This window comes from Duganella sp. FT27W (genome assembly GCF_009295655.1).
Taxonomy (GTDB): domain Bacteria; phylum Pseudomonadota; class Gammaproteobacteria; order Burkholderiales; family Burkholderiaceae_D; genus Rugamonas; species Rugamonas zoogloeoides.
This window is the reverse complement of sequence record NZ_WHIV01000001.1, coordinates 133610-157917: the sequence shown is the minus strand read 5'-3', so window position 1 is coordinate 157917 and position 24308 is coordinate 133610. Positions and strand designations below refer to the sequence as shown.

The window sequence follows — 24308 nt, the reverse complement described above, 5'->3', positions numbered from 1 at the left end:
AACCGATGAAGAACAAGTACTGGATGGGAGCTGGCGCCTTGGTGCTGGCAGCAGCAGCGGTGTCGGGGTCTTACCTGTGGTCGCAGCCCACGCAGGCCAAGAGCGTCGCCACAACGTCAACCGCGTCAGCCGCGCCGCCACCAGTCGCCAACGGCACGCAGGAATTGCGCTTCGCGGCTGGCGCCCCGCAACTGGACATGCTGCGCGCCCAGCCCATGCCGGCGCTGCCGGTGCCGATGGGGGCGGCGTTGAACGCGCGCCTGGTCGTGGACGAAGACGCCACCGCGCGCCTGGGCTCCGGCCTGGCCGGCCGCGTGTTGCTGGTAAAGGCGGCGCTCGGTGAACAGGTGCGTGCCGGCCAGTTACTGGCCGAGATCGACGCGCCGGAACTGGGCACCGCGCAGGCCGACGTGGACAAGGCTCGCTCCGACGAGGCGCGCAAGCGTCTGGTGGTCGAGCGCGCACGGGTGCTGGGCGCGGGCGAAGGCATCGCCGGGCGCGAGCTGGAAGCGGCGGAAGCCGACCTGGTGGAAGCGCAAGCGGAATCGGCGCGCGCCCGCCAGCGCATGGCCAACCTGAACGCGGCCGGCATGCGCGTGCGCGGCCAGCGCCTCGAAATCGTCAGCCCGATTGCCGGCGTGGTGGTGGAGCGCGCGATCACGCCCGCGCTGGAAGTGGGTCCCGATTCATCCTCGCCGCTGTTCGTGGTTACCGATCCGCGCAAACTGTGGCTGCTGATCGATGTGCCCGAAGCGCTGGTGGCGCAGGTGCGCCCCGGCGTGCGCGTGGACGTGGAAAGCGATGCGTATCCCGGCGAGCATTTCACCGCCACCGTCATGCAGCGCGGCCAGGCGGTCGATCCCGACACGCGCCGCGTGGTGGTGCGCGCGCGGCTCGACAACGCCGCCGGCAAGCTGCTGCCCGAGATGTTCGTGCGCGCCGCGCTGTTGCAGGAAAGCGGCCACGCGGTGCGCGTACCCAACGGCGCGCTGGTCAACCGCGGCCTGTACACCTATGTGTTCGTGGAGACCGCGCCGGGCCGCTACCAGCGGCGCCAGGTCACGCTGCTCACGCGCGGCGGCGACAGCAGCTATGTCGGCAAGGGTCTGGATGAAAACGAGCGCGTGGTCACCACCGGCGCCCTGCTGCTCGACGCCGAAATGAGCGCGCGCGCCGGGAACGCGCCATGATCGACCGCCTGATCGTGTTCGCGCTGCGCCAGCGCGTGTTCGTGCTGGTGCTGGTGGCGGCGTTGACGGGCTTCGGCTTTTACGCGCTGTCGAACCTGCCCATCGAAGCCTTCCCCGACGTGCAGGACGTGCAGGTACGGGTGATCTCGCAACAGACCGGCCAGGCGCCCGAGGACATGGAGCGCACCGTCACCCTGCCCATCGAGCGCGAAGTAGCCGGCATTCCGCGTCTGACCAACGTGCGCTCGGTGACCATGACCGGGCTGTCCATCGTCACCCTCACCTTTGCCGACGACACCGACAATTATTTCGCCCGCCAGCAGGTGATCGAAAAGCTGGCCGGCGCCGACCTGCCCGACGGCGTCAAGCCCGAGCTGGCGCCGCTGTCCACGGCCGTGGGTGAAGTCTATCGTTACACCATCGACGCGCCGGGCCTGTCGGAAACCGAGATCCGCACCCTGCAGGACTGGACTATCCGCCCTGCGCTGCGCATGACGCCGGGCGTGGCCGACATCACCAGCTTCGGCGGCGCCATCCGCGAATACCAGGTGGAGGCCGACCCGTTTTTGCTGCGCAAGTACCAGGTCACGCTCGACCAGCTCAAACAGGCCATCGGCCAGGGCACCGGCAACGCCGGCGGCGGCCTGGCCAGCCTGGGCGACGCCACGCTGATCGTGCGCTCGGCCGGCTTGTACGCCAGCCTGGCCGATATCGAAAAAGTGGTGATCGCTGCGCGCCAGGGCCGCGCCATCACGGTGGCCGACGTGGCGAAGGTGCAAACGGGCGAGCGCCCGCGCTTCGGCATCGTCGGCGCCGACCAGCGCGACAGCATCGTGGAAGGTATCGTCACCATGACCAAGGGCGGCAATCCGTCCAAGATCAACGCCGACCTCAAGGAGCGCATCGCGCAGCTGGAAAAGCGCCTGCCCGCCGGAGTAAAAATCGTGCCGATCTACGACCGCACGGATCTCGTCAAACACACGGTATTCACGGTGGCGGAAAACCTGGTGATCGGCGCGCTGCTGGTGATTGTGGTGCTGGCGATCTTCCTGTCCAACTGGCGCGCGGCGCTGATCGTCGCCACCGTGATTCCGTTGTCGCTGCTGTTTGCGTTCATCCTGATGAATGCCTACGGCGTGTCGGCCAACCTGATCTCGCTGGGGGCTGTCGATTTCGGCATCATCATCGACAGCGCGGTGGTGATCGTGGAAGCCTTGATGGTGCGCATGGCGCTGATGGGTACCGGCGAGATCAATTCGGTGCAGTCGCGCATGCAGGTGCTGCACCGGACCATGCGCGACATGGCGCACCCGGTGCTATTCTCCAAGGCCATCATCATCGTCGCGTTTGTGCCCATCTTCACCTTCCAGCGCGTGGAAGGGAAAATCTTCACGCCGGTCGCGCTCACGCTCACATTTGCCCTGATCGGTTCCGTGCTGCTGACCTTTACACTGCTGCCCACGCTGCTGGCGCGCACCATCGAAAAGCGTCCGCTCAGCGAAAAGCACAAGCCGTGGCTCGAGCGCCTGCAGCAGCGCTACGGCGCTCTGCTGGAACGCACCATGCGCCGTGCAAAACCGATATTATGGCTGTCGGCCATCCCGGTGGTGATCGCGTTTGCGCTGGCGCCGCGCCTCGGCAGCGAATTCATGCCCAAGCTCGACGAGGGCAATATCTGGCTCACCATCACGCTGCCCACGTCGGCGTCGCTGGAGACCACCAAGGATGTCGAACGCCTGGTGCGCGCCAAGCTGCTGGCATATCCGGAAGTGTCCCACGTGATCAGCCAGGCCGGCCGTCCTGACGACGGCTCCGACCCGAAAGGTCCGAACAACCTGGAAACGCTGGTGGACCTCACACCGCGCAAGCAGTGGCGCTTCGCCGACAAGGAGGCGCTGGTGGCCAGCATGTCGGCCAGCCTGGCGCAGATACCGGGGCTGACCACCAACTTCTCGCAGATCATCCAGGACAACGTGGAGGAATCGCTGTCGGGCTTTCGCGGTGAGATCGTCGCCAAGATCAGCGGCAGCGATCTGAACATCCTGGAAAACCACGCCCAGCACCTGGTGGAAATCATCGAGAAAATTCCCGGTGCGGTGGACGTCGATGCCACGCGCATCGGCGGCCAGAGCGAAGTGGTGGTCACCCCCGACCGCACCCGCCTGGCGCGCTATGGCATCACGGTCGGCGACGTCAATGCGCTGGTGGAGCAGGCGCTGTCCGGTAACGCCGTCACCAGCTACTTCGAGGAAGACCGCCGCTTCGACGTGGTGCTGCGCATCCGCGCGGCCGACCGTGCCAGTGTGGATGCCATCGGCGCGCTGCAACTGTCGGTACCGGGCACCAGGGTGGGCGACGGCCCGGGCACGGTGGCGCTGGCCGACGTGGCCACCATCGAGATCCGCCAGGGCGTTTCGCGCATCCTGCGCGAAGCCGGTTCGCGCACGGTGATCGTCAAGATGAATTTGTCGGGCCGCGACCAGGGCAGCTTCATCGACGAGGCCCAGCGCAAGGTGGCCGAACAGCTGCATCTGCCTGCCGGCTACGAAATCACCTGGGGCGGCCAGTTTGAAAATTCGCAGCGCGCCACCAAGCGCCTGGCGGTGATCATCCCGCTCACCATCTTGCTGATGTTCTCGCTGCTGTTCTGGGCCTTCCGCTCGGTACGGCTGGCGGCGCTGGTGCTGGGCATGGTGCCGTTTACCATGATCGGCGGCTTCGCGGCGCTGGCGCTCGGCGGGCTGCACCTGTCGGTGTCCGCAGCCGTGGGCTTCATCGCGGTGGCCGGCATATCGGTGCAGAACGGCGTGATCATGGTGGAAGAAGTGATGCAGCGCGTGCGCGAAGGCGCTGCCGTGCGCCTGGCGATCGCCGAAGGTGCGGTGGTGCGCCTGCGGCCGATCCTGATGACGGCGCTGATGGCGGGCATGGGCCTGCTTCCGGCCGCGCTCTCGCAGGGCATCGGCAGCGAAACCCAGCGCCCGTTCGCCTGCGTGATCGTCGGCGGCATCATCAGCGGCACCATTTTCACCCTGCTGGTGCTGCCGTTGGCGCTCAAGCTGTTCGGGAATTTCTCCGAACCGGAACAACCTGCCCTTCCCGACCCGGCCACGCCATGAACAAACATTTACTGACCGTCGGCGCCCTGGCGCTGCTGGCTGCCGGCTGCAGCGTCGGTCCCGAACATAAACGCCCTGCCATCGCACTGCCGGCGGCCTATACCGACACGCCCGCCACCACGGAAGCGGCGCCACGCTACGCGCTGCAACAAGATATCCAGCGCGACTGGTGGACGCTGTTCCGCTCCCCGGCGCTCGACGCCCTGGTGGAGCAGGCATTCCGCGCCAATCCGTCGGTGCGCGAGGCGCAGGAGGCGTTGCGGGCGGCGCAGGAAAATGTGCTCGCCCAGCGCGGCTATTTCTATCCGACCGTGCAGGCGGGCTACTCGCCGGCGCGCAACAAGGTGGCCGGCAACCTCGGTGGCAATTCGCCCGGCATCCAGGGGAACGGCACCGTGATCAGCACGAAAGAAGGCACGCCCGCCAGCGAAGGCGGCAAGGCGCCGTACACCGCACCGGTGCTGTACAACTTCCACACCGCCCAGCTGACGGTGGGCTACACGCCCGACGTGTTTGGCGCCAACCGGCTGGAAACGGCCTCGCTGGCGGCGCAGCAGCGGGCCGAGCGCCTGCAACTGGAGGCGACCTACATTACGCTGGCGTCGAACATCGCGGCGGCGGCATTCCAGGACGCGCTGCTGCGGCGCCAGATCGACGTGGTGGAACAGATGATTGCCGCCAGCGGCCAGGCGGTAGCGCTGGCGCGCCGCCAGCGCGATGCCGGCTACACGGCCCGCCAGGAACTGGCGGCGCAGCAGAATGCCGCCGCCCAGGCCAGGCAGCAACTGCCGCCGCTGCGCCTGCAGTTCGAGCAGAATCGCGAACTGCTGCGGGTGCTGGCCGGCGTGGCGCCCGGCGGCGCGGTGCCGGCGTTTACGCTGGCGTCGTTCCAGCTGCCGCAGCAACTGCCGCTGTCGCTGCCATCGCAACTGATCGAGCAGCGCCCCGACATCCGCATGGCCGAAGAGGGTTTGCGCGCCGCCACCGCGCAGGCGGGCGTGGCGCGCGCGGCGCGGCTGCCGCAGTTTTCCATCAGCGCCACGGCAGGCGGCGCGGCCAGCCAGTTCGGCCAGATGTTCTGGAACAGCGGTAAATTCTTCGACGTGACCGCCAGCCTGCTGCAACCGCTGTTCGACGGCGGCACCCTGAAACACCGCGAGCGCGCCGCCAATGCAGCGATGCGCGCCGCCGTGGCCGCGTACCAGTCGGCCGTGGCGCAGGCGTACCAGAACGTGGCCGACGTGCTGCATGCGATCGACGCCGGCAACGACGCGCTGGCGGCGGCACAGGAAGCCCGCGACGCCGCCGACACCATGCGCGACCTGGCTGTGCGCCAGCACGCCAACGGCTACCTGGACCGGCTGGCCCTGATCGCCGCCGAGCAGGAATCGTGGCAGGCGCAGTTGGCGCTGGCCCAGGCCGAAGCGAGCCGGCTCGGTGACGCGGCGGCGCTGTTCCAGGCGCTTGGTGGCGGCTGGTGGCATCGCACGGATAACGGCGCCGACGTCGCAGCTGTCAGTCCGCCACCTTGATCACCACCTTGCCGAACGGTCCCCGGGCCAGGTGCTCGAACGCCTGCACCGCCTCGTCGAACGCGTACACCCGGTCGATCACCGGCTTGATGCCATGCCGGTCGAGGAAAGGATTCATGCGGTCGAACGAGGTGCGGGGCGCCACCGCAATGCCACGGATCGTGGTCTGGCGGAAGATCACCGGCATCAGTTGCAGCTGCGTGGTCTGCCCGGTCAGGAAACCTACCTGGGCGATCACGCCGGCAGCCTTGGTCGCCTGCACCGACTGGTTCAGGCCTGCGCCGCCAGCCACGTCGATGGTGATGTCCACGCCCTTGCCACCGGTGAGCGCCAGCACCTCGCGCTCCCAGTCCGGGTGGGTGCGGTAGTTGATGCCGTCGCTCACGCCGAACGCTTTCGCTTTGGCCAGGTTGGCGTCGCTGCTGGACGTGGCGATCACGCGGGCGCCGTGGGCGGCGGCGATCTGCGCGGCAAAGATCGAGACGCCGCCGGTGCCCTGCACCAGCACGGTCTGGCCCGGTTGCAGGCGACCGACGTCCATCAGCGCATACCAGGCCGTAAGCGCTGCAATCGGCAGGGTCGATGCTTCCTCGTCGGTCATGTTCTGCGGTGCGCGCACGGCGCTGTCTTCGTGGATGATCATGTATTCGGCCAGTCCGCCCGGCAGCGGCATGCCGAAACAGTAGGCCGGTTCGTCGGGTCCCGGTTCACCGTCGATCCAGCGCGAATACAGGTGCGAGTTGACGCGGTCGCCGACGGCGAAGCGGGTAACGCCGACGCCGGCGGCCACCACCACGCCCACCGCGTCCGAGACCGGGATCAGCGACTTGGGCACCAGGTGCGGCTCGTAGATGCCATCGACAATCGCCTTGTCGCGGAAGTTAAGTGATACCGCCCCCACCTTTACCAGCAGTTCGCCGGCCTGCGGTACCGGGGTCGGCACCTCGCCCTGTTGCAGGTTGTTCAAACCAAAATCTTTCAGCAGCCATGCCTTCATCGTGTTCTCCTGTAGCGTGAGGACCGGTTGGTGCTCAACGAGAAAGCAGTCTAATTACTTCCCTCGCGTTCAGTAAGTAGCTATGATTCCAGTCTTTCCATCCCCGAAGTCCACAATCCCATGGAAGACCGTTTTGCAGGCATCCGCGAGTTCGTCCTCGCGATCGACAAGGGCAGCATGAGCGCCGCAGCGGCGCTGTTGGGTGTGACCGGTTCCGCCGTCGGCAAAAGCATCTCGCGGCTGGAGGCCCGGCTGGGGGTGCAGCTGCTGCACCGGACCACGCGCCGCATCGATCTCACTACCGAGGGCGAGGCTTACCTGCTCAGTTGCCGGCGCGTGCTGGAAGAACTCGACCAGGCCGAATCGTTCCTGGCCACCGGCCACCGCGAACCGGTGGGCCGGCTGCGCATCGACCTGCCCACCACGTTTGGCCGGCGCCACATCGTGCCGCCGCTGCTGGCACTGGCGGCGCACCACGCAAAACTCGACCTGTCGTTCACGCTGCGCGACCAGGCGGTGGACATGGTTGCCGAAGGCATCGACCTGGCCGTGCGCATCGGCGCGCTGGGCGACTATTCCGATTTGATCGCACGCCGGCTGGGCGACCAGCACATGGTGATCTGCGCAGCGCCCGCCTACCTGGCGCGCAAGGGCACGCCGCGCAGCCACGCCGACCTGGCCGCGCACGACTGCCTGGCAGGCTGGCGCCGCACGGCCAGGTCCACCTGGCTGTTGAAGGATGCAACGGGCGCCATCGCCCCGCACGAAGTGCCGGTGCGCCACGAGCTGCCCGACGGTGACGCCCTGCTCCAAGCCACGCTGGCCGGCTGCGGCCTGGCGCAGTTTCCTGTCTGGCTGGCGGGCGACGCGTTGCGCACCGGCGCCCTGGTGCAAGTGCTGGCCGACATCAGCGGCGGCACGATGCCGATCCACGTGCTGTGGCAAAAGACGTGGCATTTGCAGCCGAAAGTCAGGGTGGCCGTCGATACCCTGGTGGCGCTGGCCGAGAACCGGCCGGACATCTTCGATGCGCGCTCGCCGGCTCCCTGAGCTTAACGCTGCGCCACGGCCTCGGCTTCCGACGCAGTCTGCCAACCGCCGCCGAGCGCCTTGAATGCCGCCACTGCGGCACGCGCTGCTTCGGCTTGCGCCTGCGCGCGCAGGTCCGATGCCTGCAGCAGCTTGTCGTCCGCCTGCAGCACCTCGATCAGGCTCACCACGCCCTTCTGGTAAGCGGAAAACGACGCCTGGCGTGCCTGCTGCCACGCTTGCACGCCCTGCTCCAGCGTGGCGGCCTGGCGGTTGCGCTGATTCATGTCGGTCAACGCATTTTCCACGTCGGCCGTGGCGCGCAGTGCGGACTGGCGGTAGGCCGCCAGTGCTTCGGCCTCCTGCCCGCGCGCTTGGGCGATCTGGGCGTTGATGCGGCCGAAGTCGAACAGGCGCCAGCGCAGTCCCAGCACGGCCGAGGCTTCGCTGGCGCCGCTGGTAAACAGGTTGCCGCCCGAGATGGCGGTGGCGCTGCCGATCATCCCGCTCAGTGAAAACTTCGGATAGAACTCGGCAATTGCCATGCCGATGCGTGCATTGGACGCGGCCAGCCGGCGCTCGGCAACGATCAGGTCGGGGCGGCGGCGCAGCAGGTCGCCCGGGGCGCCAGTGGCCATGACGAGCGCCGCCACCGGGATTGCGTTCGCGATCGTGAGCGGAATTGCAGCTGTATTTTCCGCCGGATTGGCAGCTGGATTTGCAGCTGGATTTGCAGCTGAATTTGAGGCCGCATGGCCTGCTGCATTCGCGCCTGGCATCGCCAGTTGCGCACGATGCGTACCCGGTGCGCTGCCCAGCATGACGTCGAGCGCGTTCATGGCGGTATCCTGCGCAGCTTCCAGCACCGGGACCGAGGAACGCACCTGCGCCAGCGCGCCTTCCACCTGGTGCACTTGCAGCTCGGGGACCAGGCCCTTGTCCAGCAGGAGCTTGAGCGTGGCCAGCAGGTCTTCCTGGGTGCGCACCTGGTGGCGCGCAATGTCAAGCCGCGCTTGCAGACCGCGCAAGGTGATGTAGGTGTCGGCAGTCTGGGCGGCCACTGCCAGCCGGGCGGCGGCAGCGCCAGCGGCGGACGCCTCGTACTCGGCCAGTGCCGCCTCGTGTCCGCGCCGCAGTCCGCCGAACAGGTCGATTTCCCAACCGGCGCCGACGCCTGCTTCGTAGGCGCTGCCATAGCGGTCAAATCCCGGCTGCGAATCGAGCACCCGGCCCAGCGGCGTTTCCACCGACTGGTAGGCGCGCGCGGCCTGGGCGTTCACGTTCGCCGATGGGAGCAGCGCCGCCTGGGCGGCGCCAAGGCCGGCCCGCGCCTGCGCTACCCGGGCCGCCGCCTGCGCCAGGTCGAGATTCTGCGCCAGCGCCAGCGTAATGAGCTGGTCGAGTTGCGGGTCGTCGAAGCGCTGCCACCACCGGGACAGGTCGGCCGACGGTTCCGTGGAAGGGGTCAGGTAATGCTGCGGCAGTTGCAGATCGGGGCGCGCATAGTCGGGCCCCACGGCCGGAGCGGTGGCGCAGCCTGTCACAAAACAGGCTGCCGCCAGCGCAATCAATGGTCGGATCGGGTTCATGGCAGTTCACTAAAGAAGAAAAGATGAGAGTGACTATATCATGATTTAGTCACTTATTGTGAAAATCGGGGATGGGGGTTAAGCTGTCGGCCATGACTACTGCAAACATCAACCATGGCCCGACCCGGGGCCCGGCAGACCATGACGTGCGCGACCAGATCGTCAGCGCCGCCACCGCCCATTTCCGCCTGTACGGCTACGAGAAGACCACGGTCTCCGACCTGGCCAAGGCGATCGGTTTTTCCAAGGCCTATATCTACAAGTTCTTCGAATCGAAGCAGGCCATCGGCGAACAGATTTGCGCCACCTGCCTGTGCGAGATCGAGACCGACGTCCGCACTGCCGTCGATGGCGCCGACGGCGCGCCCGAGAAGCTGCGCCGCCTGTTCAAGACCATCGTGGCATCGAGCATGCGGCTGTTTTTCGAGGACCGCAAGCTGTTCGACATCGCCTCCTCGGCCGCCTCGGAGCGATGGGATTCCGCGCAGCGCTACGAGCTGCGCATCCAGGGCATCCTGACCGACATCCTGCGCCTGGGCCGCGAGAACGAAGACTTCGAACGCAAGACGCCGCTGGACGAAACGGTGAGCGCCATCTACCTGGTGCTGCGGCCGTATCTCAATCCGCTGCTGCTGCAATACAGCTTCGACTCCGTTGACCACGCACCGGCCCAGCTATCGAGCCTGGTGCTGCGAAGCTTGTCGAGATGACACTCTTAAATCGATTGTGACCGTTGACATATTTGGTCACTAGTCTCAAAATGAAATCCTGTTTTGTTCACTCACGGGATTTCTATGCCTCGCCGTCTTGTCGCCACCGCTGCCTTGTCCGCCGTTTGCCTGCCCGCCTTGCTGCTGGCGGGCTGCGACAAGCCGGCCCCCTCCGATCCACGCACGCAAGCGCCACTGGTGCGCACCGCCACGCTCAGCGAGGCCGCACGCGGCGCGCGGACGTTTACCGGCACCGTCGCCGCCCGCGTCCAGAGTGAACCGGGGTTCCGGGTCGCGGGCAAAGTCCTCGAACGGCTGGTCGATACGGGCCAGCACGTAAAACGTGGCCAGGTGCTGATGCGCATCGATCCGGTCGACCTGAAACTGGCTGCCGGCGCCCAACTGGAAGCAGTCACCGCAGCAAGGGCGCGCGCCCGGCAAACCGCGCAGGACGAGGCGCGCTACCGCGACCTGCGCGGCACCGGCGCCATTTCCGCCTCCGCCTATGACCAGGTGGCGGCAGCCGCAGACGCCGCGAATGCGCAGTTGAAGGCAGCCGAAGCCCAGGCCGAAGTGGCGCGCAACGCCAGCCGCTACGCCGAGCTGGTGGCCGATGCCGACGGCATCGTCATGGACACCCTGGCCGAACCGGGCCAGGTGGTGGCCGCCGGACAGCCGGTGGTGCGCCTGGCGCGCGCCGGCAGCCGCGAAGCCGTGATCGCGCTGCCCGAGACGCTGCGCCCCCGGTTGGGATCGACCGGGCTGGCCACGCTGTTCGGACAGACCGGACAGGCAGTGCCGGCACGCCTGCGCCAGTTGTCCGACACTGCCGACCGCGCCACCCGCACCTACGAAGCGAGATACGTACTGGAAGGGGCGCTGGCCGCCGCGCCACTGGGTGCGACCGTTACGATTGAGCTGCCCGATGCGACACCGGCAGCGGCCAATGAAGCAGGTAATTCGGCTGTCGGGTCGGCCGCCACCGCCGAGGGGGGTGACACCAAATCGGCGACGAAGGCCGGCTCCAGCACTGACAAGCAGGCAAGAAGTAGCGCGTGGTCAGTACCGATGGGCGCCCTGCACGACGCTGGCAAGGGTCCGGGCGTGTGGCTGGTCCAGGGCCAGCCAGCGCAGGTCACGTGGCGGCCGGTGGCAGTGCAGCGCCTGGGGGACGACGTCGCTATCGTTACCGGTCCGCTCAAATCCGGCGAGCGCATCGTGGCGCTGGGCGCGCACTTGCTGCGCGAAGGCCAAGCTGTACGGCTGGTCGCAGAACCGGTATTCGCAGCGGCTCCGCCAGCCGCAACGGCGGCTACATCTGCAGTGACGGCGGCGTCGGCTGCGCCTGCACCAATTACCAGCGCCGGAGCCAGACAATGAGCGCGGGCCGCTTCAACCTCTCCGCGCTGGCCGTGCGTGAGCGCGCGATTACCCTGTTCCTGATCTTCCTGATCTCGGTCGCGGGCGTGGTCTCGTTCTTCAAGCTCGGTCGCGCGGAAGACCCGGCATTCACCGTCAAGGTGATGACCGTGATCACCGCCTGGCCCGGCGCCACCGCGCAGGAAATGCAGGACCAGGTGGCGGAAAAACTCGAGAAGCGCCTGCAGGAACTACGCTGGTACGAGCGCAGCGAAACCTACACCCGCCCCGGCCTCGCATTCACCACGCTGACACTGCAGGACAGCACGCCGCCGGCCGAGGTGCAGGAACAGTTCTACCAGGCCCGCAAAAAGGTGGGCGACGAGGCGGGCAACCTGCCGCAGGGCGTGATCGGCCCCATGGTCAACGACGAATACGCGGACGTCACGTTCGCGCTGTTCGCGCTGAAGGCCAAGGGCGAGCCGCAGCGCCTGCTGGTGCGCGACGCCGAAACGCTGCGTCAGCGCCTGTTGCACGTGCCGGGGGTCAAAAAGGTCAATATCGTCGGCGAGCAGCCGGAGCGCATCTACGTGGAGTTCTCGCACGAGCGCCTGGCCACGCTGGGCGTGGCGCCGCAGCAGGTGTTCGCCGCACTGAACAACCAGAACGTGTTGACGCCTGCCGGCTCGGTCGATACCAGGGGGCCGCAGGTGTTCATCCGCGTGGACGGCGCGTTCGACCAGCTGCAAAAAATCAGGGACACACCGATCGTGGTGCAGGGCCGCACCTTGAAGCTGTCGGACATTGCCACCGTCAAGCGCGGCTACGAAGACCCGTCGAGCTTCATCCTGCGTAACGGCGGCGAACCGGCCCTGTTGCTGGGCATCGTGATGCGCGACGGCTGGAATGGCCTGGACCTGGGCCAGGCGCTGGACACGGAGGTGGGCGCCATCAACGCCGAACTGCCGCTGGGCATGGGGCTGACCAAGGTCACCGACCAGGCGGTCAATATCGGATCGGCGGTCGATGAATTCATGGTCAAGTTCTTCGTGGCGCTGCTGGTGGTGATGGTGGTCTGTTTCGTCAGCATGGGCTGGCGCGTGGGCATCGTGGTCGCTGCCGCTGTGCCGCTGACATTGGCCGTGGTATTCATCGTGATGGCCGCCACCGGCAAGAACTTCGATCGCATCACGCTCGGCTCCCTGATCCTCGGACTGGGCCTGCTGGTGGACGACGCCATCATCGCCATCGAAATGATGGTGGTCAAAATGGAGGAAGGCTACGACCGCATTGCCGCTTCGGCCTATGCCTGGAGCCACACGGCCGCACCGATGCTGGCCGGTACGTTGGTCACGGCAGTGGGCTTCATGCCCAATGGTTTTGCACGCTCATCGGCGGGCGAATACACCAGCAATATGTTCTGGATCGTCGGCATTGCGCTGATCGCGTCGTGGGTGGTGGCGGTGGTGTTTACGCCGTACCTGGGGGTGAAGATGCTGCCGCAGTTGAAGAAGGTCGAAGGCGGCCACGCAGCGCTGTACGACACGCCACGCTACCGGCGCTTCCGCGACCTGCTGGGCCGCGTGATCGCCCGCAAGTGGGTCGTCGCCGGCGCCGTGGTGGGCCTGTTCGCGCTGGCCATCGGCGGCATGGCCGTGGTCAAGAAACAGTTCTTCCCGGTCTCCGATCGGCCCGAAGTGCTGGTCGAAGTGCAGATGCCGTTAGGTACGGCGATCGGCCAGACCAGCGCCGCCGCCGCCAAGGTGGAGGCATGGCTGGCCAGGCAGCCGGAAGCAAAAATCGTCACCGCCTACATCGGCCAGGGCGCGCCGCGCTTTTATCTTGCCATGGGACCGGAACTGCCCGATCCGTCGTTCGCCAAGATCGTGATCCGCACCGACAGCCAGGACGAGCGCGACGCCTTGAAAGCGCGCCTGCGCGAGGTGGTCGCCGCCGGGCTGGCGCCGGAAGCGCGGGTGCGCGTGACGCAACTGGTGTTCGGCCCGTACTCACCGTACCCGGTCGCCTACCGCGTGAGCGGGCCCGATCCGGCCAGGGTGCGCGACATCGCGGCAGACGTGCAGCATGTGCTTGAGGCGAGCCCGATGATGCGCACCGTGAACAACGACTGGGGCGTGCGCACACCATCGCTGCACTTCACCTTGCAGCAGGATCGCCTGCAGGCGGTGGGCCTGACTTCCACCGCAGTGGCGCAGCAGCTGCAATTCCTGCTCAATGGCCTGCCATTGACGGCCGTGCGGGAAGATATCCGCACCGTGCAGGTCATGGCGCGCTCGGCCGGCGACAACCGGCTCGACCCGGCCCGCATCGCCGACTTCACGCTATCGGGCGCCGACGGCCAGCGCATTCCGCTCTCGCAGGTGGGCACGGTGGACGTGAAGTTCGAAGAACCGCTGGTGCGCCGCCGCGACCGCGTGCCGACGATGACCGTGCGCGGCGATATCGCCGACGGCTTGCAGCCGCCGGACGTCTCCGGCGCCATCACCGCCCAGCTGCAGCCGATCGTCGCCAGGCTGCCCAGTGGCTACCGCATCGTTGAAGCGGGTTCGATCGAGGAATCGGGCAAGGCTACCCAAGCCATGCTGCCGCTGTTCCCGATCATGCTGGCCATTACGCTGTTGATCATCATCTTCCAGGTGCGCTCGATCGCGGCGATGGTGATGGTGTTCCTCACCAGTCCACTGGGTTTGATCGGCGTGGTGCCGACGCTGATACTGTTCGGGCAGCCGTTCGGCATCAATGCGCTGGTGGGCCTGATCGCGCTGTCGGGCATCCTGATGCGCAACACGCTGATCCTGATCGGCCAGATCGACGACAACCAGAAGGCGGGGCTCGATCCGTTCCGCGCGGTGGTGGAAGCGACGGTGCAGCGCTCGCGGCCCGTGATCCTGACCGCGCTCGCCGCCGTGCTGGCGTTCATCCCGCTCACCCACTCGGTATTCTGGGGCACGCTGGCCTATACGCTGATCGGCGGCACCATCGCCGGCACCGTGCTGACGCTGGTGTTCCTGCCGGCGATGTATGCGATCTGGTTCAAGATCGCGCCTCCGGCGCCGGATGCGGCGCCGACCGGTGGGACAGCGCCGGTGTTACACCACTAGGCGCGCGCAGCCGCCTTCGCGCGCGCCGCGTGCAGCTTCTTGTAGCTGTCGATCAGGCGCGCGTGGCGCTCCAGGCCTTCGAGCTGCATGCTCGTTGGCGCGAGGCCATGGAAGCGCACCGTGCCCGCGATGGAGCCGAGCACCGCGTCCATGCGCGCGTCGCCGAACATGCGGCGGAAGTTGACTTCGTAGTCTTCCAGGTCCATGTCGTCGTCGAGTTCCACTTCCAGCACCACGTTGAGCGCCTGGTAGAACAGGCGGCGCTCGACCGTGTTGTCGTTGTACTGCAGGAAGGACTCGACCAGTTCCTTGGCCTCGTCGAAGTTTTTCAACGCCAGGTTGATCAACAGCTTGAGTTCCAGCGTGGTGAGCTGGCCCCATTCTGTGTTCTCGTCGAACTCGATGCCGATCAGGGTGGCGATGTCGCCGTATTCATCGAGCTCGTTGTCGTCCAGGCGTTCGAGCAGCGCTTCGAGCGCGTCGTCGTCCAGGCGGTGCAGATTGAGCACGTCTTCGCGGAACAGCAGCGCCTTGTTGGTGTTATCCCAGACCAGGTCTTCCACCGGATAGACTTCCGAGTAGCCGGGCACCAGGATACGGCAGGCCACCGCGCCCAGGTCGTCGTACACGGCCGTGTAGACTTCCTTGCCCATGTCCTTGAGGATGCCGAACAGCGTGGCCGCTTCCTCGGCGTTGGAATTTTCGCCTTTGCCCGAGAAGTCCCAGTCGACGAAATCGTAGTCGGCTTTGGCGCTAAAGAAGCGCCACGAGACGATGCCGCTCGAATCGATGAAGTGTTCGACGAAGTTGTTCGGTTCCGTCACCGCTTCGCTGGCAAACGTCGGCTGCGGCAGGTCGTTCAGGCCTTCAAAGCTGCGGCCTTGCAGCAGTTCGGTGAGGCTGCGTTCGAGCGCCACTTCCAGGCTCGGGTGGGCGCCGAACGAGGCGAACACGCCACCGGTGCGCGGGTTCATGAGCGTGACGCACATGACCGGGTACACGCCACCGAGCGACGCATCTTTTACAAGCACCGGGAAGCCCTGCTCTTCCAGTCCCTTGATGCCGGCCACGATGCCCGGGTACCTGGCCAGAACTTCCTGCGGCACGTCCGGCAACGCCATTTCGCCTTCGAGGATTTCGCGCTTGACGGCGCGTTCGAAAATCTCGGACAGGCACTGCACCTGCGCTTCGACCAGCGTGTTACCGGCGCTCATGCCGTTGCTGACGTAGAGGTTCTCCACCAGGTTGGACGGGAAGTACACGGTCTCGCCATCGGACAGGCGCGTGTACGGCAGCGCGCAGATGCCGCGTGCGGCGTTGCCGGAGTTGGTGTCGATCAGGTGCGAGCCGCGCAGTTCGCCGTCGGCGTCGTAGATGTCGCGCGTGTAGTCGTCGAGGATCTCGGCGGGCAGCTTGTCGCGGCGGGCCGGCTTGAACCAGCGCTCGTTCGGGTAGTGGACGAAATCGGCGTTGGCGATGTCTTCGCCCCAGTAGCTGCCGGCGTAGAAGTGGTTGTTGTTCAGGCGCTCGATATACTCGCCCAGCGCCGAGGCCAGCGCGCTTTCCTTGGTGGCGCCTTTGCCGTTGGTGAAGCACATCGGCGAATGGGCGTCGCGGATATGCAGCGACCACACGTTGGGCACGATGTTGCGCCACGAGGCGATTTCGATCTTGATGCCCAGGTCGGCCAGCACGCCCGACATATTGGCGATGGTCTGTTCGAGCGGCAGGTCCTTGCCCGGAATGAAGGTGCGGGCGGCGGCATCCGGGTTAAGCGTGAGCAGCGCTTGCGCGTCGGCGTCGAGATTGGCCACTTCTTCGATCACGAAGTCGGGGCCTTCCTGCACCACTTTTTTCACGGTGCAGCGGTCGATCGAGCGCAGGATGCCCTGGCGGTCCTTGTCGGAGATATCGGCCGGCAGCTCGACCTGGATCTTGAAGATCTGTTTATAACGATTTTCCGGATCGACGATGTTGTTCTGCGAGAGACGGATATTCTCGGTCGGGATATTGCGCGTATTGCAATACAACTTCACGAAATACGCTGCGCACAGGGCAGACGACGCCAAAAAATAGTCGAACGGGCCGGGGGCCGAACCGTCGCCCTTGTAGCGGATGGGCTGGTCGGCGATGACCGTAAAATCATCGAACTTGGCTTCGAGCCGCAGCTTGTCGAGAAAGTTGACCTTGATTTCCATGGGAGGCTTCCAATTCTGGTGCTAAAAATGAGATAGCCAGCATTATCGGTCAAATCGGCGCGGCTGCGGGGTTTGCGTAGGGACAAGCGTCAGCTGGCGGCAGCGCGGTGGCACTTGCAACAGACCTCCAAAAGGTATAACCTGAACTTCCATACGGAGGTTATCATGACAGAGAAGGCCCATACCGGTAGTAGCGTTCCCCGCGCCCCACGCACCGCGCCCCTTGATCCCGCCGACCAAGTCAAGCCCGCCAGTTTCGCCGAACTGATGCAGCTGTCGGGAGGCAGCGATGCGGTCGATGCGATACGCATCGGTTTTCCCGCTGGCATGATCAAGGATGCCGGCATCTATTTCGACGTTCCGGCCCAGCGTATTCGCAGCATTGCACGCTTGCCGGAAACCACAGCCCACACCTTGGTCAAGCGTGGCGCGTTGATGGATGCAGCTGCCTCGGAGCGGATGTGGCGGCTGGCGGACTTGATGAGCCTGGCACAAGAAGTGTTCGACGACGAAGAGGCCGCCAAAGCCTGGCTGCGCACGCCCAACCTGACGTTCCACGATACGGCGCCCATGGACTATCTCGATACCGAGCCCGGCGCCATCGCGGTCCGCCAGGTGCTCAACGCCATCGCCACTGGCGGTGCGCTATGAGACTCTGGCGGATCGCTCACCGCAAATACGCGCTCGACAGGCACTGTTCCGGCGCGGCCATGTATGGCGGGCGCTGGAATCCGATCGGCCTGCCGGCGCTGTATTGCGGCAGCACCATCGCCATCACCTCGCTCGAAAAGCTAGTGCACCTGGGAACAACGCCCTGGCCACCGCTGGTGTTGGTGGCGGTGGACCTGCCCGATGCCAGCGCGGTGTACGCGCCCGACACCGAGGTGTTGCCAGACGGGTGGGATGCACTGCCGCTGTCGACCACCGCGCAATCGTTCGGCGGCGACTGGCTACGTCGCGGCGACACCCTGACCATGAAAATTCCATCAGTGATCGTGCCGGAAGAAGCCAACTTCGTCATCAATCCCATGCACCCGGACTACCCGCAGGTGCAACTGACGGCATTGCGGCCATTTTCATTCGACCGGCGCCTGGCAAAGTAGCGCTTGGCCGGTCGCCTGGCGCAGCGGCGCAAGGCCGGAACATCCACCTCACATCGCTCTTGACAATGGGCGAGTGCTGGCACAACAATCACCACGCCTATCCGGGGTCGGCCCGCCTTGGCCTTGCCGAAGGCGAATGGGATCCGGGATGGTGGGTACTGCGCGGCATGGAGTGTGCCGGCCTGGCGTGGGATTTCAGGCTGCCGGGTGATCTGCCGACGCGGCCAGAACTGCGCGAGATAGGCGCTCGCTCCACGCCTGCCGATGCGGCAGCAGCCCTGCCCCCGGCGATTGCGCCGAAAGGAACTTGAAACTGACGGCGCGACGGTGCCACGACCTGGAGCCCACCATCTTCGCCCTCCCCCTGCTCACCCACCGCCTGCGCTGGTACGCAACCACCACTGCACGTCTGCTGCTGCGGCGCTGGCAGGCGGCCGTACTGTTCTTTGGCTTGAGCGCGGCCTTGGGCAGTTCGCTGCTCAGCAATATCGCCACGCTGGCTTATCCCCTGCTCTCCTTGCTGGCGCCGCACCATGACGTGCTCCAGCGCAGCCTGCACCTGGCGGCGCTGCTGGCGTTCGCGGGCCTGTGGGCCGGCATGCAGCGCGCGCAGATCGAGGGCGGGCCGTTCATGGCGTTCCTGAAATCGCTGCCGTTCACGGCGCGCCAGTTGCGCCACGTCGATGTGCTGGTACTGGTACTGGCCAACGGACCGTTGCTGCTGCTGGCGATCGGCGCGATGGCGGTCACTATCGGCCACCATCGCCCGCTCGTGCACACGCTGCTGCTGGGCGATGTGCTGGTGCTGGCCCTGTTGGTGCAGGTGGCCGTGCTGGAGCAACGGCTGGCCAGCCTGCAAACGCTGGTGCTGGTGGCGGCGTGCGTGCTGCTCGCCGCCAGTTTCGGCACGCGTGCTGCACTGGCCATCGAAGTGCTGGTCGGCGCCTGCGCGTTGGTGGTGCTGTGGCGCGGTCCCCCGCCTGCCGACCCAACCGCGCGCAAGAGGATACAGGCGCCGCGTATCGGTCGCACCGGCAGCGGCGCCGGTGCAGTCGCGCACTTCGCTCCTTTGCACCTGTCACTGGCGCTGCTCTGGCGCGAACGCCGCAACGAGTTGACCGGCAAAACGTTGACGGCACTGGCCATCGCGGCAGGCGCCTGGAGCCTGGCCCGCATATTCGAGGGCGACGCGCGCAGCTTCCCCACCATCGTGATCGCGCAAGGCGTGGTGGTGCTGATCATGAGCGGCATGCTGCGCTTCCTGCATCTCACGCATGTCGACAGCGCCAGCTATTTCGGCGCGCTGCCGCTGGCGCCGCGCTGGTGGCGGCCATTCGACCTGGCGGTGGTGGCCGTGTGCTGCCTGCCGTTGCTGGCGGTGCTGTCCATCGCTGCCTGGAACATGGGGGCGACCACGCCCGGGCATGCCGCCGCCTCGGTCGCGTCGTATCTCGTACTGCTGGCGGCATTGTCGGTGCCGCACCTGGTGACCGACCGCCACGCCGTGGTGATCGGCACCATCGTGACCGGCTTGTGGATTGCTGCTACCTTCGTTTGCCTGACTTGAGGAATTCCCATGCTGCGTGTTGAACAAGTGTGTAAATCGTTTGGCGCGCGGCAGGTGCTGCGCTCGATCAGCCTGACCTGCCAGCCCGGCGCCTACATGCTGCGCGGTCCCAATGGCGTGGGCAAATCGACGCTGCTGCGGGTGCTGGCCGGCGTCACGCCACCGGACAGCGGCGCCGTGTGGATAGACGGCCATGCGCTGCACCAGGAACCGATCGAGGCCAAGCTGCGGCTCGCGTACGCGCCCGACGAATGCCCGATCTACCCGTTCATCACCGGCAGCGAATTGCTGGCGTTCGTCGCCCAGGCCAAGCGCTGCACGCTTACGCCGCAGGTGCATGCGGTGGTCGAACGCTTCGGCCTGGATCGCCACCTGGGCACGCGCTGTGGCGACATGTCGCTCGGTACGCAAAAGAAGCTGATGCTGGCGGCGGCGTGGATCGGCGAGCCGTCCGTGCTGCTGCTCGATGAACCGTCGAACGGTCTCGATGTCGATGCGCACGCGGTGCTGGTCGATCTGCTGCGCGAAAAGAGCGCCAATGCGGTGGTGTTCGTGTCGAGCCATGACCAGGCGTTTGCCAAGGCGGTGGGCGCACAGGTACTGACATTCGACAGTTTGTCGGGACCGGCTGCCGAGATATAGCCGCCGGTGCGCCGCTCCTACCGCGTGGCCCCGATCAACGACTCCAGCGACGCCGGCTTGGCCAGGTGGCCGTCGAAGCCGACGGCGGCCATGGTGGCGCGGGAGGCGGCGTCGTTCATTGCGGTGAGCGCCACGATGCGGGCGGTGCTGCCGCTGGCACGCTGGCGCAGCGCGGTGGCGGCCTGGTAGCCGTCCATGCCGGGCATGTTAATGTCGAGGAAAATGACGTCGGGCTTGAAGTCGTCGGCCATGGCCAGCGCCTGCTGTCCGCCGTAGGCCACCATGATGGCGCAGCCGCAGGCCTCGAGCAGCGCGCCGACCATGTCGGCGGCATCGCAATTGTCGTCGACGATCAAGACCCGACGTGGCGCTAAAAGTTGTCCCATATTCCGGTCCTGCTGTAAGCGGCTATGTCACTGGTAATTCAAGAAAGCGGTAACGCGTGGCTGAACGCTGGCGAGGTAAATCGTTTTACATAAAGACATCATAGCATTCCGGGCCATATCGGGCGCGTGCTTGCTTCCAACAGGGACGCCCCTCTTTCAGCCACACAGGCCCTCGGTCCGCGCGTTTGTCAACGTCATGGGCGTGCAGCAGCGGGTGGGCGAGTTCCATGCTCCGCTTCCAGCCGCTGCTTGATGAATTCGATGAAGCGCTGGGTCTTGGCCGGCAGCAGCCGCGTCTCGGTGACCGCATACACCGGTACCGGCTTGCCGTGCCATGCCGGCAGCACCTGGCGCAGCCGGCCCGCCGCCACGTCGTCGGCCACGATGGCCGGCGGCATCAGGATGATGCCCTGGTCGAGCGTGGCCAGGCGCCGTAACATCCCCACGCTGTTGAGCGTGTAGCGGCACCCCACCGCCACCTGCGCCACCTCGTCCCCGCCGTGCAGGTTCCATAGCCCGTCTTTATTCATGTTGAAGCACTGGTGGCCCGCCAGGTGCGCCGGCGTGGCCGGCTCTCCCTCGCGTTCCAGGTACGCGGGCGACGCATACAAAAATGGCGTCAACGACGCCAAATGGCGCGCCACCAGGTGCGAATCTTCCTGCTCGCCGATGCGGATGGCGACATCGAACGGCTCGGTCACCAGGTTGATCTGGCGCGGCGTGAGGTCGAAGTCGAACGTGAGGCCCGGGTACAACTGCGCAAATTCGGCGATCAGCGGCGCCATGTAGATCACCGCGAAATCGACCGGCAGCGACGCCCGCAGGGTGCCGGTGGGCTGCGCCAGCATGTCACCCAGTTGTTCATGCGCCAGCCGCGCCTCGTCCACAATGCGCTTGCAGCGCTCGTAATACACCTGCCCCGCCTCGGTCAGTTCGACCTTGCGCGTGGTGCGGTGAAGCAGGCGCAGGCCGATGGCCTTTTCCAGCAGGCCGATGCGGCGCGAGATGGTGGAATTGGGCATGTGCAGCGCCTCGGCCGCGCCACGAAAGCCCCTGGCCTTCACCACCTCCACGAAGATCGCCATATCGTTCAAGAACGCCATCATTGCTCCATTTTTGGATCAGTGTATTGCAATAAACCGTATTTATCCCACTGGATAAGCAGTGCATGATAGCGCATCGACTCCACGAAAGGACCATCATGACCACACTGTTTCAACCTGTCCGCGCCGGACGCTACGATTTGACCAACCGCGTGGCCATGGCCCCGATGACGCGCTCGCGCGCCCGGTACGACGGCACGCCCGGCGAACTGGCAGCGCTGTATTACGGCCAGCGCGCCAGCGTGGGCCTGGTGATTACCGAGGGCACGCAGCCGTCCGACGACGGCCAGGGCTACCTGTCTACCCCCGGCATCTACACCGACGCCCATGTCGCCGGCTGGAAGCCGGTGGCCGACGCCGTGCACGCCCAGGGCAGCCGTTTATTCATCCAGCTGATGCACGCTGGCCGCATGTCCCACCCGGACAACACGCCGCACCACCGCACCCCGGTCGCGCCGTCGGCGGTCGCCCCCGGCGCGCCGATGTTTACCGCCACCGGCATGCAGGACATCCCGGTGCCGCGCGCCCTGTCCACCGCCGAAGTGCAGGCGACCGTGGCCGACTTCCGCCTGGCCGCGCGCCGCGCCATTGAAGCTGGCGCCGACGGCGTGGAAATCCACGGTGCCAACGGCTACCTGGTGCACCAGTTCTTCGCACCCAACGCCAACACGCGCAGCGACCGGTACGGCGGCGACATTGCCAACCGCGTACGCTTTGCGCTGGAAGTGGCGGCGGCCGTCGCTGACGAAATCGGCGCCGACCGCACCGCCATCCGCCTCTCGCCCGGCAGCACGGCCGGCGGCATCGCCGAAGGCGCAGAAGGTCCAGCCCTGTACCGCCACCTGGTGACGGCGCTGGACAAACTGGGCCTGGCGTACCTGCACCTGATGGACCAGGGCGACGAAACGCTGCTGCGCGATCTGCGCGCTGCCTGGCAAGGCACGCTGGTACTGAACCGCCCCGGCCGGCCGCGCGAGGCGATCGGCGCCGACGTTGCCAGCGGTCTGGCCGACGTGGAAGCGTACGGCCAGATGGTGCTCGCCAACCCCGACTTCATCGCCCGCCTGCAGCAGGATGCGCCGATGAACGCGCCGAAGCACGCCAACTACTACGGCGGCACCGAGGTTGGTTATACCGACTATCCGACACTGGCCGAACAAGCCTGAATCGTCGCCTGAACCCAGGCCGGATGACGGCGCGCCTGTCATGCCCCTGTCATACCGGCTTGTTATCCTGCGCCGATGGACATGGAACCGGAAGCGCCGTCGGCCGAACGCGTGGCATTGGAAAAGGTATTGGCAAGCGCCGAATTCTCCCGCAGCGAGCGGCTCTCCTCGTTTTTGGCGTACGTGTGCGAGACTGTACTCACCCACAAGACCGTGCGCCTGACCGAACAGCATATCGGCATCCACGTCTTCGGCCGGCCCGACAACTACATTCCGGCCGAAGACACCATCGTGCGCACCACGGCGGCGATGCTGAGGAAGCGCCTGGCCAAGTATTACGAAAGCGAAGGCCTGGGCGATCCGGTGCGCATCGCCATTCCACGCGGTTCGTACAGCCCGGTGTTTGTCGCCAATGACGCTGTTGCGCCAGCTGCCGCCTCGCCGGCGCCGTTCGTGCTCGATCCCACCGATATCTCACCCGAACCGCGGCCGGATATTCAATCATCGCCTGCACCGCGCCATTGGCGCAACCTGCTTAGCGTCCACAAGTACCGCACCATCTTCGGCGTTTTTGCCGCACTGCTGCTGGTGGCGATCGTCGGTGCGTTTGCCGCGCCCGAAAAATCAACCGATCCGGTGGACGCGTTCTGGAAGTCGCTGCTGTTCGCCGGCCACGAAACGCTGTTCATTCCCGCCGACTCGGAACTGGTGATGCACCAGCGGGCCATCGGCCGCCAGATTTCGCTCGACGACTACATCGCCAAACGCTTCGATGCGTCGACCAACAACGTCCACGGTCCAGCGCCGCCGCCCTTCCACTGGCGCCGCTACACGGGTGTGATCTCGGTCACGCTGGCGGTGGAGCTGGGCAAGCTGGCGGCCAATGCACCGCGCGGCCTGCGGGTGCGCTACGCGCGCGACCTGCAACTCAATGAACTCAAGCAGTCCAACGCGGTACTGGTGGGCACTGCCGACGCCAACCCGTGGGTATCGCTGTTTCGCGACCGCCTCAATTACCACATCGACCTCGACGTCCCCAACGACAGAATCCTGGTGCGCAACGACGCCCCGGCCGCCGGAGAGCGCGCGCTGATCGAATTCGCCGGCACCGAACGCGAAAAGCACGGCTTCGCGGTGCTGGCCTATACCCCCAACCTGAGCGGCAACGGCCACGTGCTGATGATCGGCGGTACCTCGTCGGTCGGCACCGAGGCCGGCATGGATTTCCTGCTCGACCGCGACCGTTTGCGCGCTGTTTTGACCAGGGCGATGCGGCCCGATGGCAGCGTGCGGCCGTTCGAAATCCTGCTGCAATGCGCACTGCGCGCATCGGGCACCACCGACGTCCAGGTGATCGGCGTGCGCATCAAATAACCGTATTTTTCACCGTTAAAACTGACTGTTAAAGGCCTCCGGGGCCGGTTCAGCGTTGCTACCATTTTCTCCGATCTTCATCGACCGGAAAGCAACCGGATCCACTCGAACCAGCCCCCATG

18 protein-coding genes are annotated in these 24308 nt (G+C 66.1%); 13 read left to right on the top strand and 5 right to left on the bottom strand.

Annotated features, from left to right (window positions below):
- Nucleotides 1-5: 5 nt before the first annotated feature.
- Genes F8197_RS00705 through F8197_RS00695 form a run of 3 tightly spaced genes read left to right on the top strand, consistent with a single transcriptional unit; the run spans nt 6 to nt 5841 of the window.
- On the top strand, nt 6-1190 hold the full coding sequence (locus tag F8197_RS00705; protein WP_152879166.1) for an efflux RND transporter periplasmic adaptor subunit: 1185 nt from the start codon (nt 6-8) through the stop codon (nt 1188-1190).
- Nucleotides 1187-4309: an efflux RND transporter permease subunit gene (locus F8197_RS00700; RefSeq protein ID WP_152879164.1), complete on the top strand. Its 3123-nt coding sequence runs from the start codon at nt 1187-1189 to the stop codon at nt 4307-4309. Before F8197_RS00705 ends, F8197_RS00700 begins: the two co-directional genes overlap by 4 nt.
- Nucleotides 4306-5841: an efflux transporter outer membrane subunit gene (locus tag F8197_RS00695; protein ID WP_152879162.1), complete on the top strand. Its 1536-nt coding sequence runs from the start codon at nt 4306-4308 to the stop codon at nt 5839-5841. The genes F8197_RS00700 and F8197_RS00695 overlap by 4 nt, the downstream gene beginning before the upstream one ends.
- On the opposite strand, the gene F8197_RS00690 is transcribed toward F8197_RS00695, so the two are convergent.
- Nucleotides 5825-6838: an NAD(P)-dependent alcohol dehydrogenase gene (locus tag F8197_RS00690; RefSeq protein WP_152879160.1), complete on the bottom strand. Its 1014-nt coding sequence runs from the start codon at nt 6836-6838 to the stop codon at nt 5825-5827. The two genes, F8197_RS00695 and F8197_RS00690, sit on opposite strands and share 17 nt — an antisense overlap.
- 120 nt (nt 6839-6958) lie before the next feature.
- On the opposite strand from F8197_RS00690, the gene F8197_RS00685 reads away from it, so the two are divergent.
- Nucleotides 6959-7888, top strand: a complete 930-nt coding sequence (locus F8197_RS00685; RefSeq protein WP_152879158.1) for a LysR substrate-binding domain-containing protein — start codon at nt 6959-6961, stop codon at nt 7886-7888.
- 2 nt (nt 7889-7890) lie between these two features.
- Here the strand turns inward: F8197_RS00685 and F8197_RS00680 are convergent, their stop codons facing one another.
- Nucleotides 7891-9456 (bottom strand): TolC family protein, encoded by a 1566-nt coding sequence (locus F8197_RS00680; protein WP_152879156.1) that lies wholly within the window; start codon nt 9454-9456, stop codon nt 7891-7893.
- Between the two features lie 92 nt (nt 9457-9548).
- On the opposite strand from F8197_RS00680, the gene F8197_RS00675 reads away from it, so the two are divergent.
- From F8197_RS00675 to F8197_RS00665, 3 genes are all read left to right on the top strand, one after another.
- Nucleotides 9549-10166, top strand: coding sequence for a TetR/AcrR family transcriptional regulator (locus F8197_RS00675; protein WP_152879154.1), 618 nt, complete (start codon nt 9549-9551; stop codon nt 10164-10166).
- A gap of 84 nt (nt 10167-10250) precedes the next feature.
- Entirely contained in the window at nt 10251-11546 is a 1296-nt protein-coding gene (locus tag F8197_RS00670; RefSeq protein WP_152879152.1) for an efflux RND transporter periplasmic adaptor subunit, read from the top strand.
- Nucleotides 11543-14647 (top strand): efflux RND transporter permease subunit, encoded by a 3105-nt coding sequence (locus F8197_RS00665; protein ID WP_152879150.1) that lies wholly within the window; start codon nt 11543-11545, stop codon nt 14645-14647. Before F8197_RS00670 ends, F8197_RS00665 begins: the two co-directional genes overlap by 4 nt.
- Here the strand turns inward: F8197_RS00665 and F8197_RS00660 are convergent.
- Nucleotides 14644-16845, bottom strand: a complete 2202-nt coding sequence (locus F8197_RS00660; protein ID WP_152879148.1) for an OsmC domain/YcaO domain-containing protein — start codon at nt 16843-16845, stop codon at nt 14644-14646. The genes F8197_RS00665 and F8197_RS00660 overlap by 4 nt on opposite strands.
- Nucleotides 16846-17010: 165 nt before the next feature.
- Here F8197_RS00660 and F8197_RS00655 point away from each other — a divergent pair, with 165 nt between their 5' ends.
- The 4 genes from F8197_RS00655 (at nt 17011) to F8197_RS00635 (ending at nt 20157) form a co-directional block, all read left to right on the top strand.
- Nucleotides 17011-17496 carry an antitoxin Xre/MbcA/ParS toxin-binding domain-containing protein gene (locus F8197_RS00655; RefSeq protein WP_152879146.1) on the top strand — a complete coding sequence of 162 codons (486 nt, stop codon included), beginning with the start codon at nt 17011-17013 and terminating at the stop codon, nt 17494-17496.
- Entirely contained in the window at nt 17493-17948 is a 456-nt protein-coding gene (locus tag F8197_RS00650; RefSeq protein WP_152879144.1) for an RES family NAD+ phosphorylase, read from the top strand. The genes F8197_RS00655 and F8197_RS00650 overlap by 4 nt, the downstream gene beginning before the upstream one ends.
- A gap of 307 nt (nt 17949-18255) precedes the next feature.
- A complete protein-coding gene (locus F8197_RS00640; protein ID WP_152879142.1) occupies nt 18256-19515 on the top strand; it encodes a hypothetical protein in 1260 nt (419 codons plus the stop codon).
- Between the two features lie 9 nt (nt 19516-19524).
- Entirely contained in the window at nt 19525-20157 is a 633-nt protein-coding gene (locus F8197_RS00635) for an ABC transporter ATP-binding protein (protein WP_152879140.1), read from the top strand.
- A 17-nt stretch (nt 20158-20174) separates the two neighbouring features.
- Here F8197_RS00635 and F8197_RS00630 read toward each other — a convergent pair whose 3' ends face one another.
- Nucleotides 20175-20543 (bottom strand): response regulator, encoded by a 369-nt coding sequence (locus F8197_RS00630; protein ID WP_152879139.1) that lies wholly within the window; start codon nt 20541-20543, stop codon nt 20175-20177.
- A 194-nt stretch (nt 20544-20737) separates the two neighbouring features.
- Nucleotides 20738-21646, bottom strand: a complete 909-nt coding sequence (locus tag F8197_RS00625; protein ID WP_193333294.1) for a LysR family transcriptional regulator — start codon at nt 21644-21646, stop codon at nt 20738-20740.
- Between the two features lie 98 nt (nt 21647-21744).
- Between F8197_RS00625 and F8197_RS00620 the strand changes: the two genes are divergently transcribed.
- A complete protein-coding gene (locus F8197_RS00620) occupies nt 21745-22812 on the top strand; it encodes an alkene reductase (protein WP_152879135.1) in 1068 nt (355 codons plus the stop codon).
- 75 nt (nt 22813-22887) lie between these two features.
- On the top strand, nt 22888-24186 hold the full coding sequence (locus F8197_RS00615; protein WP_152879133.1) for a hypothetical protein: 1299 nt from the start codon (nt 22888-22890) through the stop codon (nt 24184-24186).
- Nucleotides 24187-24308 lie beyond the last annotated feature (122 nt).